This window comes from Actinokineospora sp. HUAS TT18 (assembly GCF_051364635.1).
Lineage (GTDB): Bacteria > Actinomycetota > Actinomycetes > Mycobacteriales > Pseudonocardiaceae > Actinokineospora.
The window spans coordinates 1,145,853-1,163,995 of record NZ_CP195645.1; the positions used below are offsets into that span (position 1 = coordinate 1,145,853).

General features: G+C 64.1%; 13 protein-coding genes. 9 read left to right on the forward strand and 4 right to left on the reverse strand.

Going from position 1 to position 18,143, the window contains the following annotated elements:
* Positions 1 to 38: 38 nt before the first annotated feature.
* Both ACSHT8_RS05150 and ACSHT8_RS05155 read left to right on the forward strand, forming a co-directional pair.
* Positions 39 to 1,583 carry a transcriptional regulator gene (locus ACSHT8_RS05150; RefSeq protein WP_436498186.1) on the forward strand — a complete coding sequence of 515 codons (1,545 nt, stop codon included), beginning with the start codon at positions 39 to 41 and terminating at the stop codon, positions 1,581 to 1,583.
* Entirely contained in the window at positions 1,568 to 1,930 is a 363-nt protein-coding gene (locus ACSHT8_RS05155) for a signal peptidase I (RefSeq protein ID WP_436498188.1), read from the forward strand. The genes ACSHT8_RS05150 and ACSHT8_RS05155 overlap by 16 nt, the downstream gene beginning before the upstream one ends.
* Here the strand turns inward: ACSHT8_RS05155 and ACSHT8_RS05160 are convergent.
* A complete protein-coding gene (locus tag ACSHT8_RS05160) occupies positions 1,919 to 3,349 on the reverse strand; it encodes a helix-turn-helix transcriptional regulator (protein WP_436498190.1) in 1,431 nt (476 codons plus the stop codon). The two genes, ACSHT8_RS05155 and ACSHT8_RS05160, sit on opposite strands and share 12 nt — an antisense overlap.
* Positions 3,350 to 3,669: 320 nt before the next feature.
* Here ACSHT8_RS05160 and ACSHT8_RS05165 point away from each other — a divergent pair, with 320 nt between their 5' ends.
* Positions 3,670 to 3,972: a hypothetical protein gene (locus ACSHT8_RS05165; protein WP_436498192.1), complete on the forward strand. Its 303-nt coding sequence runs from the start codon at positions 3,670 to 3,672 to the stop codon at positions 3,970 to 3,972.
* A 270-nt stretch (positions 3,973 to 4,242) separates the two neighbouring features.
* Positions 4,243 to 4,683, forward strand: coding sequence for a hypothetical protein (locus ACSHT8_RS05170; RefSeq protein WP_436498194.1), 441 nt, complete (start codon positions 4,243 to 4,245; stop codon positions 4,681 to 4,683).
* A gap of 747 nt (positions 4,684 to 5,430) precedes the next feature.
* Here the strand turns inward: ACSHT8_RS05170 and ACSHT8_RS05175 are convergent.
* On the reverse strand, positions 5,431 to 9,996 hold the full coding sequence (locus ACSHT8_RS05175; RefSeq protein WP_436498196.1) for a hypothetical protein: 4,566 nt from the start codon (positions 9,994 to 9,996) through the stop codon (positions 5,431 to 5,433).
* A gap of 409 nt (positions 9,997 to 10,405) precedes the next feature.
* Between ACSHT8_RS05175 and ACSHT8_RS05180 the strand changes: the two genes are divergently transcribed.
* The 5 genes from ACSHT8_RS05180 (at position 10,406) to ACSHT8_RS05200 (ending at position 15,590) form a co-directional block, all read left to right on the forward strand.
* Positions 10,406 to 10,879 carry an AbrB/MazE/SpoVT family DNA-binding domain-containing protein gene (locus tag ACSHT8_RS05180; protein ID WP_436498198.1) on the forward strand — a complete coding sequence of 158 codons (474 nt, stop codon included), beginning with the start codon at positions 10,406 to 10,408 and terminating at the stop codon, positions 10,877 to 10,879.
* Positions 10,869 to 11,486, forward strand: coding sequence for a hypothetical protein (locus ACSHT8_RS05185; RefSeq protein ID WP_436498200.1), 618 nt, complete (start codon positions 10,869 to 10,871; stop codon positions 11,484 to 11,486). The genes ACSHT8_RS05180 and ACSHT8_RS05185 overlap by 11 nt, the downstream gene beginning before the upstream one ends.
* 313 nt (positions 11,487 to 11,799) lie before the next feature.
* Positions 11,800 to 12,252, forward strand: a complete 453-nt coding sequence (locus ACSHT8_RS05190; protein ID WP_436498202.1) for a hypothetical protein — start codon at positions 11,800 to 11,802, stop codon at positions 12,250 to 12,252.
* A gap of 195 nt (positions 12,253 to 12,447) precedes the next feature.
* A complete protein-coding gene (locus ACSHT8_RS05195) occupies positions 12,448 to 14,133 on the forward strand; it encodes a multicopper oxidase family protein (protein WP_436498204.1) in 1,686 nt (561 codons plus the stop codon).
* Positions 14,134 to 14,819: 686 nt separating this feature from the next.
* Positions 14,820 to 15,590, forward strand: coding sequence for a CPBP family intramembrane glutamic endopeptidase (locus tag ACSHT8_RS05200; RefSeq protein ID WP_436498206.1), 771 nt, complete (start codon positions 14,820 to 14,822; stop codon positions 15,588 to 15,590).
* A gap of 349 nt (positions 15,591 to 15,939) precedes the next feature.
* On the opposite strand, the gene ACSHT8_RS05205 is transcribed toward ACSHT8_RS05200, so the two are convergent.
* Positions 15,940 to 16,500 (reverse strand): hypothetical protein, encoded by a 561-nt coding sequence (locus ACSHT8_RS05205; RefSeq protein WP_436498208.1) that lies wholly within the window; start codon positions 16,498 to 16,500, stop codon positions 15,940 to 15,942.
* Between the two features lie 349 nt (positions 16,501 to 16,849).
* On the reverse strand, positions 16,850 to 18,067 hold the full coding sequence (locus ACSHT8_RS05210) for a PucR family transcriptional regulator (protein ID WP_436498210.1): 1,218 nt from the start codon (positions 18,065 to 18,067) through the stop codon (positions 16,850 to 16,852).
* Between the last annotated feature and the right edge of the window lie 76 nt (positions 18,068 to 18,143).

The window sequence follows — 18,143 nt, forward strand, 5'->3', positions numbered from 1 at the left end:
GCCGAACCAGTGCACAAACGCGATTCGGGGGTCGCCAAGTGAACCTGTCGAACGGCTGGACCGGGAAATCGGCGTGCGACCTCCAGGCCGCATTGCGACTCTCAAATGAGGCATTCGCCGAACTCTTGGGCGTGGGTGTCCGCACTGTCGCTGGCTGGCACCAGAAGCCAACCCTCCGGCCGCAGACCGTCTGGCAACAGGCGCTCGACACCACCTTGGAGCAGGCTCCCGCCGCCGTTCGCGCCCGCTTCGGCGCCAGCAGCGACCAACCCGACACCGAAGCGACCGACGCCGAGATCCGCCTGAGCGCCGACCCCCACATCGGCGCGGCCCTCGACTGGCTCGACCAGCACGCAGGCTTGGAAGCAGGCTCGGCACGGCATGGCGTCGCCCGCCGCCTCATCCGCACCGACGCGCGCGAGCTGCAGAACCGCGGAAGCCGCCGCGCCCGCGTTCAACAACGCGAAGTCGTGGCGGCCCTTGAGAACTACTACGGCGAGATGCCCGCATCCCATGGCCTGTACCGCGCCCGATGTGGAACGGACGGCGTGATCGACACCAGCATCCTGACTCGGCCGGACTGGCTGGACCTGGACTGTCCACTGCTCCCCGCCCACGATCAACTCCGCGCCAAGCGCGGGCAGCCGGACCCGATCACCAGCCTTGACGAGGACGCCACCGACGCCGCGATTCAGCGGCTCGCCGAGACGCTGACCATGAACATCCGCATGGTCGACAGCCCCTTGTACCGGCTGACCGGCATCGACGTCCGCAAAGAGCACATCGGCGGCACGGTCGGCACGGCACCGTTCGTCGAGTACGCCCTGACGATGGACCTGCTAGAGGGCGAACTCATCGACGCCATCGCGTCCGGCGCTCAATGGCTCCCCCTTCGCGACGACCACCTACCGAACGTCGCGTCCGTCCTCGACGTGTCCGGCCGCCTGTGCGCGGGTGGCGTCCTGGCCCTAACCGCCATCGCGCGGCCAGCCGACCCGTACCGCGGGGAAGCCGACTACCTCCTGTTAGTCCAGGAACGCTCAGGCCACGTGCTCAACGCGTCCCGGCGGCTGGCCGTCATCCCGAAGGGCTTCCACCAGCCCCTCATCGACCTCCGAGCCGACGCCCAGATCGGCGCGACCCTGCGCCGCGAGATGGAGGAAGAGCTGTTCGGCCGCTCCGACGTCGACAGCACCACGGGCGATCAACGCAGCGCCGACCCCATGCACCCGACGCGGCTCTCTGCTCCCATGCGGTGGCTCATGGCCGAGCCCGACCGGCTGCGGCTCGAATGCACTGGCTTCGGGCTCAACCTGGTGAGCGGAAACTACGAATTCGCCAGCCTGATCGTCATTGACGACGAGCATTTCTGGACCGAGTTCGGCGGCATGATCGAAGCCAACTGGGAATCGTCCAACCTGCACCGGTATTCGTCTCTCGATACCGACCTACTGACCGACCTGATCGGTGATGTAGCGTGGAGCAACGAAGGGCTGTTCGCCATGACGCAGGGACTTCACCGTCTCCGCGAAATCGGCGGGCAACGGGTGAACTTGCCACCGATTGAATGGGAGATCCGATAGTGACTGACTGGACGAGCGGCAACGCCGCCGAGGACGGCCAGCCGACCCGCGGCTGGCTGGTCGGTCACTTCATCGACCCTTCGGAAGGCGTGCGCTCATCCAAGGATGTCGAAGTGAAGTGGGGCATCCACCCAGCTGGCGACAAGCGTCCCGAGTGGACCTCCGACGACCAGCGGACGACGCTGGTTCTGTTGGTAGAAGGCCACTTCCGCGTAGACGTCACCGACGGCAGCAAGACCATGGAACGCCCAGGCGACTACATCATGTGGGGCGCGGGAGTGGATCACTCGTGGGAGGCGCTAGCCGACTCGGTCGTCATGACCGTCCGCTGGCCGTCACAGACCTGACGGGAGATCCACCCGCGCAGGATCGATCTCGCGCAGGCGCCGCAAACCTTGAATCAGAGCAAAGAGTCCTTCATTGCTCCATGATTCATCCATAATCAAATCTGCGAGCATTTCCCGATCAAGCGTTGAATACCGCCGCAACCTCGACGCTTCCCAATTTGCTTCGACATGCCCGCCGAACCGCGGCCAGAACTCTTCGTCCCGAATCAGGACCAGGCTGGCAAATTCATAGTTGCCACTGACGAGATTGAACCCGAACGCCGCGCATTCCAGCCGCATCCGATCGGCGTCATCGGCAAGCCACCGCATCGGCTCCGACAGCCGCGTCGGGTGCATCGGCTCGGCGACGTTCGGCGTCCCGACCGTGCTGTCGACGTCGACCCGCCCGAACAGCTCTTCCTCCAGCTCCCGCCGCAGCGTGGACCCGATCCGCGCGTCGGCGCGGTAGTCGGACAGCGGTCCGTGGAACCCCTTCGGGATCACGGCCAGCCGTCGAGCCGCGTTCAGCACGTTCTCTGACCGCTCCTGGACCAGGATCATGAAGTCGGCAGGCCCACGCTCGGCGTCCGCCGCCCGCGCGATCGCGCACAGCGCGGGGACTCCGCCCGCGCAGAGGCGCCCGCCAAGATCGAAAACACTCGCCATGTCCGGCAAATACTTGTCTCGCAAAGGAAACTCGGCCCTGCCGCCCCCAATCGCGTCGACCAACTCCCCTTCCAACAGGTCCATCGTCAGCGCGTACTCCGCGAAGGGCGCGACCGCGTACTCCGCGGTGATGCACTCTCCGATCTCGGAGCTCATCAGCCGATAGATCGGCGCGTTGCTGATCCGCACGTCCCGCGCCGCCGCGTCCGCCAGCCGCTGAACAGCAGCCTTGACCGCGACGTCGCCGAGCACCGATCCCGGCGCGGGAGCGACCAACGTTGTTCGCTCGGCGGCAGCAGTCAACGGCACCCGCAGATCGGTCCATTCCGCCCGCGTCGCGATCGACGTCAACACGTCGCGACCGTCAACCGGCGCGCGGAACATCTCGCTGGTCCCGTAGTACCGCCCCAACGCATCCGCGATGCTGCTCCGCCCGACCGCAGGCCGTGAACGATTCGCCGCGGCCACCCGATCCGCGACCTTCGCCGCGCTCGACCCACGCCCCCATCCCGCTCGCTCGTCCAACCACACCATCGCGGCGTCCAGGTCCGGCCAGTTCAGAGCAGGCTCGGCGACGTCGATAATCGCCCGGAGCTGGTCCGCCGACCGTCCCAACAGGCGCCCCAACTTCGGCCGGATGTACGGCAGCGGCGCGTTCTCCCCCGCTTCCCAGCGGATCACCGTGGTCCGGTCAACGTGCAGAGCTTCGGCAAGCCCCTCCTGCGTGTATCCCGCCGCCCGCCGAGCTGCAGCCAGATCCGACCGTCGCCGCATGTCGCCACCCCTTGTGATCGCCCAGTCACACGATAGCAGGTGATCGCCACATTCCCGCAGGTAGAACGCCTGAGTGCGACGTTCTGGCGGCGAACCTCCGGCGTTCTCGCCGTGGGCTGGAACACCTCGAATCGCTTGTCTGATCACAGCACCCGACGCCGAGTCGAGAACCCCTCCGACCCCTCCTCGGCGTCGGGTGCCCCAACTCGGACAACACCAAAGGACTCCGCCATGGGACAGATATGGGTGCTGATCATCTTGGGCGCTGCGGCCTTACTGACTATCGGCCTGACCGTCCGCGACATCCGGGAGCGGTCTCGATGACCGCGGCGTCGACCAAGCGCCCGCCGCTGATCTGGATGACCTTCCTGGACCATCACGACCACGCAGTCCGAGATCAGGAAGTCGCCACCTGCCAATCCGGCGTCTACGAAACGGTCTGCGGCGCTCGACTGCTGCCCGCACCGTCCGACGCACCACCGCGGCCGGACTGCCAACGCTGCGGCTCATCCGTGCTGGCCTGGTTCCAGATACGGAATGGTCTGCCCACCGGGAAACACAAGCACTCCCGACCCAGTTGGCTCGCCCGCCTGATCCGCAGCGAGCGGGGGCGGCACCGGTGACGGAACCGCCGAACACAGCCCCGGTCCTGCTTGTCCGCCTGCGTCCTGGTCCCGGCATCCGCGAGACCCAACGGGTGGTGCACATGGTGCCCACGCCCGAGACCGACGGAACGCTGCCGGACGTACTGAAGGCATGGTGCGGCTTCGAGATCGAGCCAGGCTCCGCGGAGGCATTGCAGCGCTTCGCCGGAATGCCGTGTGAAGGGTGCCTGGCCCACGCTCCGACGCCCGAGGGCAAGCGGCTGAGGTCCGCCACGAGGGGTGGACGCCATGACCCCGCTTAGCGCGTCCCTTCCCTCGGAGGACTGGCAGCAGGCAGGCGTGCACTGGCACGCGTTCATTGAGCGCCGCGAGACAGACGGCCCGATGCGCACGGGCTACCGCCAACACCGACTGCGGCAGGCACCAAACACAGTGCTGTGGTCGCCGTGGTCGGTTGCTGAGTGGATGGACGCCCGGACGCGTGAACACATCCTGCACGCGGAGGTCTGGTCGATCCAGGACCGCGAGTGGATCTCAATCGGCGACGAGGACGACCTAGACGAGCTACGCCAACAGAACTTCTTGATCGCGTCCAAAGGGGACTCGATCTACTCCGACATCTACACCAGCGCAAATGTCCACCACGATCTGTTCGTTGAGGCGGTTACCCATGAGCAGTGCACCCACGACTGCACCCCAGACCCCTCCGACAACGGGACGGCCGCTTGATCCGCCGATGCCCGTCGCCGAGAACTGCCCGCAAGGCGGGGACCACGTGGGCATTCCTGTCCAGGGCAAGAACTACAACATCTGCGTGAAGTGCGGCAACCCATGCTGAGAAACGGGACCGCAGCCGCACGGCTGGCGAAACGACTCGACCGCGCCGTGTGGCTGATGGGCGAACGGGTTCCGCCATGGCTGTGGGCAGTCGTACCAGCCGCGTGGATGCTGACCTTTCCGAGCATGTTCGCGGAAGCCTCGGCGCTGGCGTGGTTCGGATGCGTAGTGACGGTGTCCCACGCTTTGACCGAACGAGAGCTAGTGGCCATTGCCAATCGCTGGGCACGCGCGGTCGAGTCCGGAGGTGAAGTGCGGTGATCGCCCTGGTGTGGATTTGGTGGAGCCGGATCCCGGGGACGCGGGCTCACCGACAGCAGCAGGAACTCACCGCCCGACTTGACGCCCTGGGCGACTACTTGCCCAAGTGCCGTTCGATCCCGCCTGAGGTCGTCGCACGGGAACTGGCACGAGTTCTCCAGCAAGACGCTGACCGACACGTCGGAGCATGACGGCCGCCACCGTGCGCCGCTTGCTCCCTCCTGGTCTGCCGCCCCGGTGTCTGTTCCACGTCGGCAGACCGTCCCCGTCTGTCGGGCCACGTCCCACTCCCCGTGGCCTGGCACGGCTTCGACGTATCAAGCGTCATCGGAGAAAGGCAACGAATGCCCTCGAATCGAGCCCGATATTGTCAGCACTCTATCGGCGCTCTGTGTCATCGAGCAGCTCATTCACTCCATAAGCGCCATACCTCAGTAGATCGTCAATGAGATCCAGTGCCGCACCTCGGCCCGCTACATCCTGTGCCTGAGCGTATGCCCTAACGACCAGCTCGCTAATACCTCGCGCATCGCTAGCAGCACTCGTTCTAATATCTCCAACCTCAGCCAGATTTGCGTCGACAAATCGCCGAGCACACCTAAGTACCAGATCATCCACCCTGTCCGGCGCGTATTCTAAGGTGATGATCAACTGTGGCCTAGCCTGGTCGAAAGCAGGCGACTCCATTAACTTGATGAGCACAGCTTCATACTTGCGTAGCCTCTCCCCCCGCAGTGCGACCGCAACTTGCGATGCCGCCCCTCGGACACCGCTGTCCCCGTCATTTGCGAACTTAATGACGTACTCTCCCGCAAGCTGGGCATCAGAACTTGCCGGAAGATGACGAGCGCAGACTTGCGCCATTCCTTTTCTTACGGAAGCGTCACCTGTCTGCACCGCGGCATCGAATAGACCACGAAGGCCCCACTCCAACCCGCCGAGCGCAGCCAACCGGCCGCCAGCTTCTCTCGTCACCGATTCATTGGATGAGACCATTCTCTCAATGACTGGGAGCACGACCGATGATTCCGTGTTTCCTATATACATCATCAGCCGCTCGACGGTGTGTGTAGCAAGTAGCAGGTCGTCCGCTTCCACTAGCCGATTGAATGCAGATACTGCTTGTAGGCGATTATGGCGTAGACTCGCCGCAATGACATGCGCTACACACGAGCGGACCGCAATAGCTGCGTCCCCCGCAAGCTGGCCAAGATGACGCGAAACCAATTCTGAACGCGAACCATCGGTATCGTAAACAAGCCAGTCGCCAATGGTCAAGGCCGATTGACCCCGTCCGGAGTTAACGCCCGACGTGTAGATGTCTTCTGCCGCCCGATCCGGCCTGTCTGACCTGATTGACAATGCGTCATCGACCGGATCGACCGACCGCAAGGCCCGTGCCAGAATCAATTCAGCAAGATCGATTGGCATTTCAGATTTGAGATACTTTCGCAGTGCAGATCCAAGCCACCGATCGTTCGACGAATTGCCGAGAGCTGCGATGTGCCGCACCGCATCAAAGATGGGCTCCGGGTCGGATAATTGCTGCGCGTCGGCCAATCCCAGGAGGATTGCATCTGCGTACGCCACGTGAGTGTTTGCGTCGAAGTTTAGTGCGAGAAGCGCAAATCGTCGCGGGCTCTTGACTACTTCTTCTTTAAGCACATGGGACAGTTCGCGCGCGCCTCCGGTTTCCTTATCCCAATCTGTCTTGTCGCTACCGTGCTTTACAATCGCTCCCAGCCACTGGCCGTCGTTCATGTGCTGGATCGCATCTTGACTAATCGGGGAACCGATTGTGCCACCGCGCGCACCCCTGGGTGGCGGAGGCTGATTAATGCTGAAGAACCGCCGTAGCTCTCCGAGTCTCCGGCGTCCAGCTTCTGACAATCGCAGCTCATCCAACGCAGATAGGATAGAGAACGAATACCAACCACGGCTCTTACGCGTCTCCCACGAGAACTGCAACTCAATGGCGGCACGCTCTAGTTGCGCAAACACGTCGTCCGAAATGTGTGAATTGATGACTTGAAGGACTAGTCTAGCTGACCAAACGGAACTTTCTGAGTTTCCACTCAGGAATCTGTGCTTACCTTCCAACAGAATCTCCGACGCCCAATCGGCGAGTTCGGCACCAGCAGTACGGAATGCCTCATAGAGGAGCCACTGGGCGGCCTCGTGTCTATCCGCAGCCAAAGTCTCAAGAACTGGCCTCAGAAGAAGGAGGTCATCTTCTGCTATGCGTCGGAAGGCCGCTCCCATACCAACAACTAGCGCGTCGCCAAGGTCATATGGTTCGTGGTTGGCGTAACGATGAGAGAAATGTTGGTCTTGCAGAGGAGGTTCGGTCCCATACGTCGTCAAGTCCATGACCAGCAACATGTAAGGCACTAACCGCTCGACGAATTCCTTCGGCGCACCCTCAGCCGCGTGTCTCACTAGGTCAACTACATCGTGCTCACGGTCCTTGAGCGCTGCGATGGCTCCAGACGAATCCAGAGACATCGCGCCTGGTCGATCGACAAGGTAGGCGTCAAGCAGTTCGACTGCCCATCCTGGTTGACGCTGGCCTAGCCCGTGAACCGACATCCAAAGCTCGTCAACATTGCTGCCGTATTGGCCACTTCGTACAGCATCAAGAACCAGATCAAACAACGCGCGGGAGTCAAACAGATTTGAGAAGCGCACCACCCACTGCAACCACTGAGGGTACGCTTCTGTTTGCCTCGCATGTGGTTTCAACAGTTCAGCTACCCGGTCCGGTGCAGCTTTGACGGCCGAAACCATGACATCAAGTGCGTGAGAGACATTGCTCGCTTCTGAATGCCCGAGCCATGCACTGATCAGTCCCTCACCGTCAAGGCGCTCGAACCACGGCTCAGATCGAATCACGAGCCACAGCCGATCAGCAAAGTCCGGATTCGTATCCAACACACGCTGTATCATGAACCACTCTGATGAGGTTGGGTCGGCCAGCTCGCTCAGAATCGCAATGACGACGTCTTTGAGATGGAAACGAATCTTTGCACTCGTCAGAAGACTCTCGACCTCGCGGGTGAAGCGCTCAGGGTCTTGCTCACGTATATGGTTCAGAATCTGACGCACCTGCGCACGACGAAATAGCTCTTGCTCACCGCCTGCAAGGAAGTCTATCAGCGACTCGTTCTTCGCCATCCAACCGCGGGCGAAGACATAGTCGAAGAACGTCTCATGGAAAAATGCGACCTGATCGCTGTCGCGGGTCAATACGTGCTCCGACACAAGAATGTCAGCGTCTACCGAAAGATCGCCGATATCGAAGATTGACTCCGACACGGAGAGGCGTTGTCTGGTACTGATAGCCTCCGCAAGCTTCATCAACACGTCAGCGAAGCGGACTCCGTCACGCCGCAGTCGACACTCGGATTGCTTTCTACGCCAGAAAGCGTCGAACAGACTCTTCGTTGTTTGAAACGAAAGTGCCTTAGTCTCATCCGCGACGCTTCGGAGCAGGACAAGGTTAAGCGGACTTTGAAGCAATGTTTTCTGCTTCGTCGTCAACCTCGATGCGTCGAGTCCCATGCTCTTGACGGCTTCAACAATCTGCGACTCAGACAGGTCAGACGCAGCGACTTGGTCACTGGCCGTGGCATTAACAAGATCCCGAATTCGGTGATCATGCTCGTAGTCGAACTTCCTACACGCCAGTAGCACGCACATGTTGGGAAACGCAGCCGATTCGCGGATCAGGTCTGCAATCGTATCGAAGCTCCGAGGCATTCGGCCAGACACGAGGCTGACCGCATCGACTTGATCTATGACGAGAATCGCTCGCCTATTCTTGGCCACAGCCGCGAGCGCGGCGACTGGTGACACTCCTAAGTCGAGTTGGCGGCCCAACTCCACTGTAGAGTTGAACGGCTCAAGACGATCGATTCGGAACGCAAGAACATCTGAGACATCCGCATCGAGTCGAGATACAGCATCAAGAACGATCGCACTCTTTCCTCCGCCCGCTGGACCAAGCAAGCAAACCAACCTGCTGTCGCCCATTAACAAGAGTCCAACGTCGTCCGCTTCAGGGCGTTCTATCACCGGCTGAAGAAGTTGGCGCTCCAGACTTTCCTTCCATCCGGTAGTTATAGACCTGACTCTTTCACTCAGCGTCGTGTCCAGACTATGTTTCGCCCGCCGGAGCCCGTACTCAGCTAGTTTGGCCTCAATCAATGGGGCATCTAAAGCGGCGCCAAGATTGTGCTGCACCAGATCGCCCAATCCAGCAATGGCTAGACGACCTTCCGCCCCTTCCAATAGCAAACCTGCCAGAGCGGACGCCATATGGATAACTTCGCCCTCATCAATACATCTAAACTGAATGCCGCGAAGAGCGGTCCATGCAACGTCCGTGGAACCAAATATTGCGCTTGAGGCCAGTTCATCGAACGACTCCCGGAGCTTCTTGTTTAGCCAAGAGTCTACAAATGCCGTTAGATTTTCGGACCGCCTGGCCCGGTCTGCCAACTCCTGCAGCGGGCTGGCAGGAATTATGGAAACAAAGACGAATTGCCGCCCAGCCTCGACGTGCAGTCGAGCATTGTTCCAAACGCCCTCTTGGTGGAGGCTCTTTACCGTCCAACTATTGGCGTTGCCATGCTGGCGCTTTAGCTGGTGAGCCTCCGTCGTATCGCGACGGCGGAGAATAAACTCAGCACCTTGACCTAGATCGCCAATGTCCTCGACTGTGATGGAATGGACATCGCCGTTCAGGATGTAGAGCAGTTGCAAGACAGTCCAAATACCTTCATAGCGATTGCCGAACTTGTCCGCTTCACCGCCAGCCCGAGGACTCACTTTTGGTTCCTCCCACAGAAGAGCATCTGCCAACATGCTCTCACGACCATCCGCGGCCGAAGGCGCGTCGGCAAGGCTGACGACGAAGGTGTCGCATTGCAGGCTCACGCTCACGTGTGACGGCACCCCCGCGCCGTCACGCTGGCTGCTCGCACCCCGACACATCGACGTGGCCATCGTTGAAGTCTGGCTCGGTCCATGGGTGCGGTGCGGACTCCACGACCGAGGTCGTAGGCGGAGCTCCGGGACATGCGGGACACCCGCTGAGAACCCGTCCCCCAGGAGAACTCCGAGGTCAAAGGGCTAAAGAAGCGTCGCAGAACCCGTCCCGGACGGAATCTAATCGGGACAGGTCACAAAAGCGCGATGCGTGTGGTTAATGCGCAACTCGGTCCTCGGACACATATTCCTGGGAAATCTCCTGTATACGCGCGGTTCGTAGGCAACTACGAGCCGCGCTTCTTTCTTGGTCCGACTCGCGGCCGCCGTTGCTCGAGGCGGGGCGCGGCGGGCGGTGTCGGCGATGACTGATCGAACAGTCGCCGCGCTCATTCCGCCGCGGTTGTCGCCGGGCTCGGCGACGCCCAGGGACCGGTCGGCCACCCCGCCGCTGCCGCTGGCCGAGTTGCTGCCGCTGCCTCGCGGCAAGTCTCTGCGGTACGGAATGGCCCAGATCGACTCCGCAGGCCGGGTGTCGAACCGCGTCACCGTGGCCGCGCTGGGATGGGCCGCCGGGGATCGCCTGCAAATCGCGGTGGTGTCCGGTTCCGTCGTCGTGGTTCGCGAGCCGAGCGGACCGTTCGCGATGGGCCACAAGCCCTACATCGTGCTGCCCGCGGCCGTACGCCACCGTGTCGGCCTCGGCCCGGGCGACCAAGTCCTCATCGCCGCTGATCCCAACCATGACGTCCTCGTCGTCCACCCACTGGCAGCCGTCGACTCGATGATCGCCGCCTACCACGCCTCCCTCGCACGTGGAGATGACAATGACCGCTGAGGTCAACAGCCCCGATCTGGTCGCCGCCGCCCGGCTCGTGTTGCAGCAAATGGGCGTGGACCCCGCCGACCTGATGGGCGAACCACCCCGCCGCAAACCGGTACCGACAATCGAGGCCTACATCCCGATCGTCGCCGCGGCGGTATCCGACGCCACCCGACAGACATACATGACCTACTGGAAACGCCTCTCGGACAAGTGGGGTACACGAACGCTTCTCGAACCGACCTCTACTGAGATCGCCGAGTTCCGCGAGGACATCAAAGCGACCTCAGTCCTGCGCAGAAACGGCCGTGGCGGAGGAAGCGCGGCCGAGAGTTTCATATCCGCGCTGCGCTGCCTCTACAAGCACGCCGAGAAAGACGGCCTGATCACCGAAGCGGAGAACCCCGCGCGCCGGGCCGCGAAGCCGCACCGCCAACCGTCTACCCGCGGGGCGCTCACCAACAGCCAACTCGCCGAGATCAACCACTTCGCCGCCATCACAGGCGACGACCCTGAACTCGACACACTCTTGGTCCGACTGCACACCGAAACCGCCTGCCGACGCGGCGGAGCACTCGGCCTGCGCCCCCGCGATCTCGACCCCGCCCACTGCCAGCGGTGATGTCGCCGAGGGGGGGTGAAGTCGTCCAGGACTGGCAACCACCCGCCCCGGTCGCGGGGAGGCGGACGTGTCGGATGGCGGAGCGGGGACAGCCCGATGGTAGTCGGCTGCACAGCGGCTCGACTTGGTCCTCTGAGCACAAGCTGGACTTCGGTGCGCGGTTCCAGCCTGTTGGCATTCGTCACCGAGTTCGCTGCGGCCGGGGGCGGCTGTCGGGCCTGCAAGTTCCGCGCCATTCAACAGTCCTGCCTCCTGGACTCGGGCGACGTTGGAGTGATCAGCGCGCTACGGCTAGACCGGCGGCAGGCTTTGGGTGATCTCCAGGGCGGTGGTGATCAGCGATTGGGCGCGGGTGGTGATGGCGACGAGTAGGCCGTGTGCGTGTGGGCCGGTTGTCTCTGCGGCCAGCGATCTGCGCGACCGCGTACTGGCCACCATTCTGTCCAAAGAGGACACGGCGGAGGACGCGGGATTCAACCCACTGGAGCGCGTCACCTGCAGGCTGCACCGCCGCTCGATGCACCACTGCGTGAGCTCACGCAGCACGTCATCATGCCTCGGTGGCGCCCTCGGCCGCAGGCAGATGGCATCGCTGTTCGACCGTGCCATCGCCGCGCCGCACCGCGGATTCGACAACGAGTCCGAGGTAGACCCCGCCCGGGGCATGCACCCCACCCGCTGGGACCGGTTCTTCCAGGATTTCACGACCCTCGCCGATGTCTACCGATCCCGGCCCGGCACTTCGACTTTCACCGCGCCCAACTGACCATCACCACCCAGTCATGAGCGACCGGCCCGGCAATCGCTGATCGCCGTTGTTCGGCCGCCCTCGTCTCGGACGCCGCGGCCATCGTCGGTCCCCTGACTTCGGGACGTTCGACTCTGTTGACCGGAAACGTGGCCTCACACGCTGCCACCAGCGACGTTCACCGGGTCGACGAGACTTGCGAAGGTGATGGCGATGGCGGAAATCAGTCGTCGACGGTTCATCGGCTACGGCGTCGGAGTGGGAGCGACGCTGGCCCTGCGCCGGACGGGGTCCGCATCCGCCAAGGTGGGTGGGAAGCTTGCCAAGTTTGTCGAGCCGGTCCCCTTACCCGGAGCGGGAATCGTGGTGGCGACCCAGAGTGGGGCCGATGGGTACACCTTCACCCAGACCGTCATCAGCAGACAGTTGCACCCGCACTTGCCTCCCACACCGCTGTGGGCCTATGACGACGGCTCTGGACTGTCCGGCCAAGCCGGGTCGTTCGGCATGGCCGTCCTCGCCCGCACCGGCACTCCCCTCAGAGTGAGCTTCACCAACCAGCTCGCGCGGACCTACCCGGACTGGCTTCCCGTCGACTTGCGATTGGTGCCGCACGGTGAGGACGTGCGGACGCTGACGCACCTGCACGGCGGATTCGTCGCCGCGCACAGCGACGGCAACCCCGCCGCGCATCCGGGCGGCTTCGGCCACGGCGAGACCCAGGTCGCCTATTACCCCAACGAGTCACCACAGCAGCCCGCCGCGCTGCTGTGGTTCCATGATCACGGACTCGGCGCGACCCGGCTCAACGTCTACGCCGGGCTCGCCGCCGCCTACATCCTGCGCGACGAGTTCGACACCGGTGAGGAGCCGAACCCGATCGGCATCCCGGGCGGGGCATACGAGATCCCGCTTGTCATCCAGGATCGCCGGTTCAACCCGGACGGAACGCTGCTGTACCCGCGAAGCGACATTCCCGGCGTCGTGTGGATCGGCGAGTTCTTCGGCGACGTCATGCTGGTCAACGGCAAAGTCTGGCCGTTCCTGGACGTCGAGCCGCGGCTCTACCGGTTCCGGATCCTCAACGGGTGCAACTCCCGCATCCTCAACCTGGGCCTGGGCGGGGCGCCGATGTGGCAGATCGGGGCCGAGGGCGGCCTGTGGGACGTGCCGGTGCGGATGCGGCAGCTGGTGCTCGCCCCGGCCGAACGGGCCGACGTGCTCGTCGACTTCCGCCCTCTCGCCGGGCAGACGACAGTGGTCAGGAACGCCCAGCCGCCGCGGCCGGTCGTCACGCCCGCGGGCCCGCTGTCCACCGTGATGCGAATCCGCGTGGGCACCTCGGTGACCCAACCCGGGCCGACCGCGATCCCGGCGAGCCTGCCCGGCCGCGCGGCGAACCTGCCCACCGCCACCACGACCCGCTACATCACCCTCAACGAGGTCGACGCGGAGACCGAGGACTGGGTGGTGAACATCAACGCCGCGCGGTTCGACGCGCCCGCGACGGAGACACCGGCGCTCGGCGCGGTGGAGGACTGGACCTACATCAACCTGACCGCCGACACCCACCCCCTGCACACCCACCTCGTCAACCACCAGGTGATCGGCCGGACCCCGTTCGACGTCGACGCCTACGAAGCCGCGTACGGCGGTCCGGACGGCGTGCCAGGAGGTATCGACCCGACCCCGTTCGCGACCGGCCCCATGCGCCCGCCCGACCCCGACGAACGCGGCTTCAAGGACACCGTGAAGGCCAACCCCGGCCAGTTCACCACGATAAGGGCGAAGTTCGACCTGCCCGCGGGCCTCACCGCACCACAGACCTACGTCCACCACTGCCACATCATCGAACACGAAGACAACGACATGATGCGCCCCTTCACCGTCACACCATGACCGGCGAAAGGACGGCAACCCTGGAGGTGTCGGTGCGGCGATGAGTTCGCTTCACCTGGATCACCTGCGTGCAGTCCACTGTGGATCTCGCTGCGCTGCTGACCGCCCCGTTGTCTGCGACGGGTTTACCACGCATTTCGCCGAGATCCACTACTGATCGGGAGACAACGGGAAGACGGACGTCAACTCCGGGTCTGGGCGAGTACTCGACAGACGCTGTCTGTGCGGGGCTGAACACCTCAGGGACGTCGTGGTGCTCCGTACCTGGTGGGTGCGAGTCGGCCAATCGGCGCGTGGTGTCCTGGATCAGCCCTTAAATATCGGCCACGCGGCCCAGGAATCGCCGATGACCGCGGTCCGGCGCCAGTTCCGAATACGGCACCTGCCGCTGCCCTTGCCCAGGTATCGATTCAGGATAGTTCCTGTGGGTCGGCGCCGATGCGCTCAACCGGATGCGAAATTGCTCAAAGGTGGACAGTTTTCACTGTGAAAGATGGTGCTCTCCGGTGAATTTGTCAGGTGGATGAGTCTCGTTTGAGTGATACCCGCAACCGGACCGCGCGGCAGGGATCGCATTGCCCTATACATTCCCCATGGTCACACGTATCGGACAGGCACCCGGCACGTCCTATCACCTGCTGGCGAAGACGGCGGCATACCGCTGGTGGAAACCCCTGCTCGCACTGGTGCTGGTGTCCGTGGTGTTCGCGCTCAGCCAAGCGCTCAGCCTGGTGCTCCAGGTGGTGTTCGGTCTGCCTGAGGGGTCGTTGCCCTGGGGCATGCTGCCCCTGGTCGCCGGGCTGGCGGGGACCCTCGTCCCTGGCGTCATGCTGATCGCGCGAGTCGTCGACCGACGTCCCGGCGGCACTGTCTCCAGCGTCCTCGGTCGGATTCGCCTGCGGTGGCTGGGCTGGTGCTTCCTGATCGCGGCGCTGACGCTTATCGCGAACCTCTTGACCAGGGGCGAGACTGTTGAATGGTCGTCCGTCACGCCACTCACGCTGGCCCCGGTGCTCGTGTACCTCCCGTTCGTGGTCTTTCAGGCCGCCGGGGAGGAGTACGTCTTTCGCGGTCTGCTCATCCAGTCCTTCGCCTCTTGGTTCAGTACCCCCTGGATCGGTGCGCTGATCTCCACCGCGCTGTTCGGCCTCGTCCACGATTACAGCGATCCGATGATCATCGCGGAGTTCGTCGTGTTCTCCCTGACCCTGGTCTGGATCACCCTGCGCACCGGCGGTCTTGAAGCCGCCGTCGCTTACCACTCCATCAATAACCTGCTCGCCCTGACCGTGAGCCTGACGAACGGCGTCCACACCGAGCAGGGCGCCGTCCAGAGCTCGACGCGGGAAATGATCGTGACCATCGGTGGTCACCTCGCATTCGCCGCGCTCATCACCTGGCTCGCCGCACGCAAGGACATCACCCGAACGGCTTCACCCGCCATCGACCAGGGATAGTGGCCGTCCTTCGTAAGCAGGGAGTAATGACGTCCAGTTCTATCGGGCATCGGGTCTACACCCGCGCCGATGGCATCCTGAAAGCGTCAGAGCCGGGCCTCCGCGTCGGCAAGGCACTTCCGGGCGGCTTCCTGGTCTCCCGAGGGCCGCTCATCCGCCTGGGACGCCACGAACGCCGGAACCTGACCCGTCGACAGCAAGCCACGGATAGGACCCAGTGGACTTCCTAACCGAAAAGGTGCTCCTCGAACCGCGTGAATTCCGACCTCGACGATCAGAATTCGCCCAGGTCTTCAGAGCCAGCCACCACGCCCGCACGAAAGCCCCGGGCTGGAACCCGCCAAGGGCGTCATTGAAGTAGCTCCGGCCGGACTTTGGCTATCTCCTGGGCCAACTGCCGGACCGTGGCGGCGTTCGGCAGTCTCAGTTCCACTTCCGGATTGGCGTCCGGCACGGGTTTCACCAGCGCGCTATGGCGAGTCGCGAAACGGCCGTCCGCGGGGGTGAACACCAGGGCAGGCAGCACGGGCTTCGAGTGCGGGTCGCCCTTGACCGGCGGGCGCGGTTCCCGTCCGCGCACGGCACGCAACTCCTCCCACGCGATCAGATCGGATCCGCGACCGGCTCGCCACCACAGTCCACGTTGATCGACGACGAAGCGATGCACGCGGGGGACGAAGCCCATCATGACCAGCAGGCCGCTCAGTGCGAGCGCGCCGAAGAGGAACGACGCGGCGGCCGGAGACATGTTCTTCGCTCTCGACGAAGCCGACGGTTGCCCGACGTCCGGGAAGACGGCGATCAATCCGAAGACGACGAACATGGCCAGCCCGCCGATGAACACCCACCGGCCGGGCCGGTATTCGATGACGGGCTTCTCAGGATCGGGGGACCAGGTCTGTCCGGGCACGAACGGCAGGGTAGCCGAAGACGGCTCCAGCAATGAGGGTTTCGCGACCTGCGCTCCGGAGCGCGCTCGGTGTCCCCGGCGGGCGGCGCAGCAAAATCCGGACGTTCACCACGATGTCGCCTCGGCTACCTGTCTGTCCAAAGTGTACGTGCGGGGCGATGGTGCCGGGTCAGGATGGAAGCGGTGTGCCGACGGTCAGCGGCGCGGGCTGGAACAGTCCGACGAGGTTGCCCGCCGGGTCGGCGAGCAGGATCTGGTGCCCGCCCGGTTCACCTACCCGCTCGGTCGGCCAGCTCGATCAACAGCCGCGACCGGAGCGGGTGGCCCGCCATGCGCACAAAGGCACAAATCAGTTTGATGGAACCTCTTCGGACTGATTTTCCCGTGCCCTCAGGACCGGTAGGGCCTGCAACGCGGCGCCGAGGTCGAGGATGGCCTGGGGGTCGTCCAGGGAGCGACCGGTCAGGTCCTCGACGCGGCGCCTGCGGTAGCGGACGGTGTTGGGGTGGATGTAGAGGCGGCGGCCGGTCTCGGTGGCGGAGCCGCCCGCGGCGAACCAGTGGTCGAGGGTCTCCAGCAGGCGGACGCGTTCCTCTTGGGGCAGGTCGAGGACGGCGCCGAGGCGCAGCCGCACCATGCGGTCGGCCTCGGCGGGCGCGGCGGCCACCACCATGGCGAGCGGGTTGTCGTCAAACCTGGCGACGCCGGAGCGCTTGCCGTGCAGCCCCGCCAGGGCGAGCCGGGCGAACCGCAGTGCCTGCGGGGTCTCGCGCAGCGACTCGTAGGGCGGGCTCACGCCGACCCGGGCACGGTGCTTGCGCAGCGCCTTGAGTGCCGTTTCCTCCAGGGCGGGGGCGAACGACACCACGCCGATCTGCTGGTCGGGCAGCAGGCGCCAGGCGGAGGCGACCCTGGCCGAGCGCAGGGAGGCCTCGATGCCGGGCAGGGCCTCGCGGCCGGGGGCGAGCACGTCGGCGGCGACCACGGCGAAGCGGCCGGTCGCGGGCAGGCCCAGGATGCGGGCGGTCTCGCCGAGGGTGTTGCTGTCGGCGATGACACCGGTGAACAGGGCCTCCACGAGCACCGACCGCTCGTGTTCGCGCTGCAGCATCAGCTCGGAGGTCGTCTCGCGGTACGCGGCGGCGACCGCCACCGAGTACTCCCCCGCCAGCCACCACACCTCCGCGGCCAGCGACACCAGCATCGCGTCGGTCACCGCGGGCTGCCTGCGGGCCTCGGCGACCATCTCCGACCACAGGAACTCGAAGCCGATCCGGTAGGCGTGCAGCGTCTCGGCCAGCGGCACACCCTGCTGCGCGCGCAGCCGCCCGGTCTCCTTGGGCGGTTCCGGGTCGACCGGGGCCGTGGTGGTGAAGTGCAGCGCCATCAGCCGCAGGTTGCGGGTGCACGAGACGCGGATGGTCTCGAACGGCACCTGGGCCTCGTTGCCGTAGGACTCGATCTCGCTGCGCATCCGCCGCGCCAGTCGCAGGCCGAGATCGTCGATGCGATCCAGCAGGACGTAGGCGACGCCGACGATGGCGTCCGGTGGCGTTGTGCGCTTCATTTCCGCAGCATAAACGTAACCTCTTTGTTCCCGGGAACAACACTGTCGGGGGTGATGCTGTCGGTGCGGCCATGGG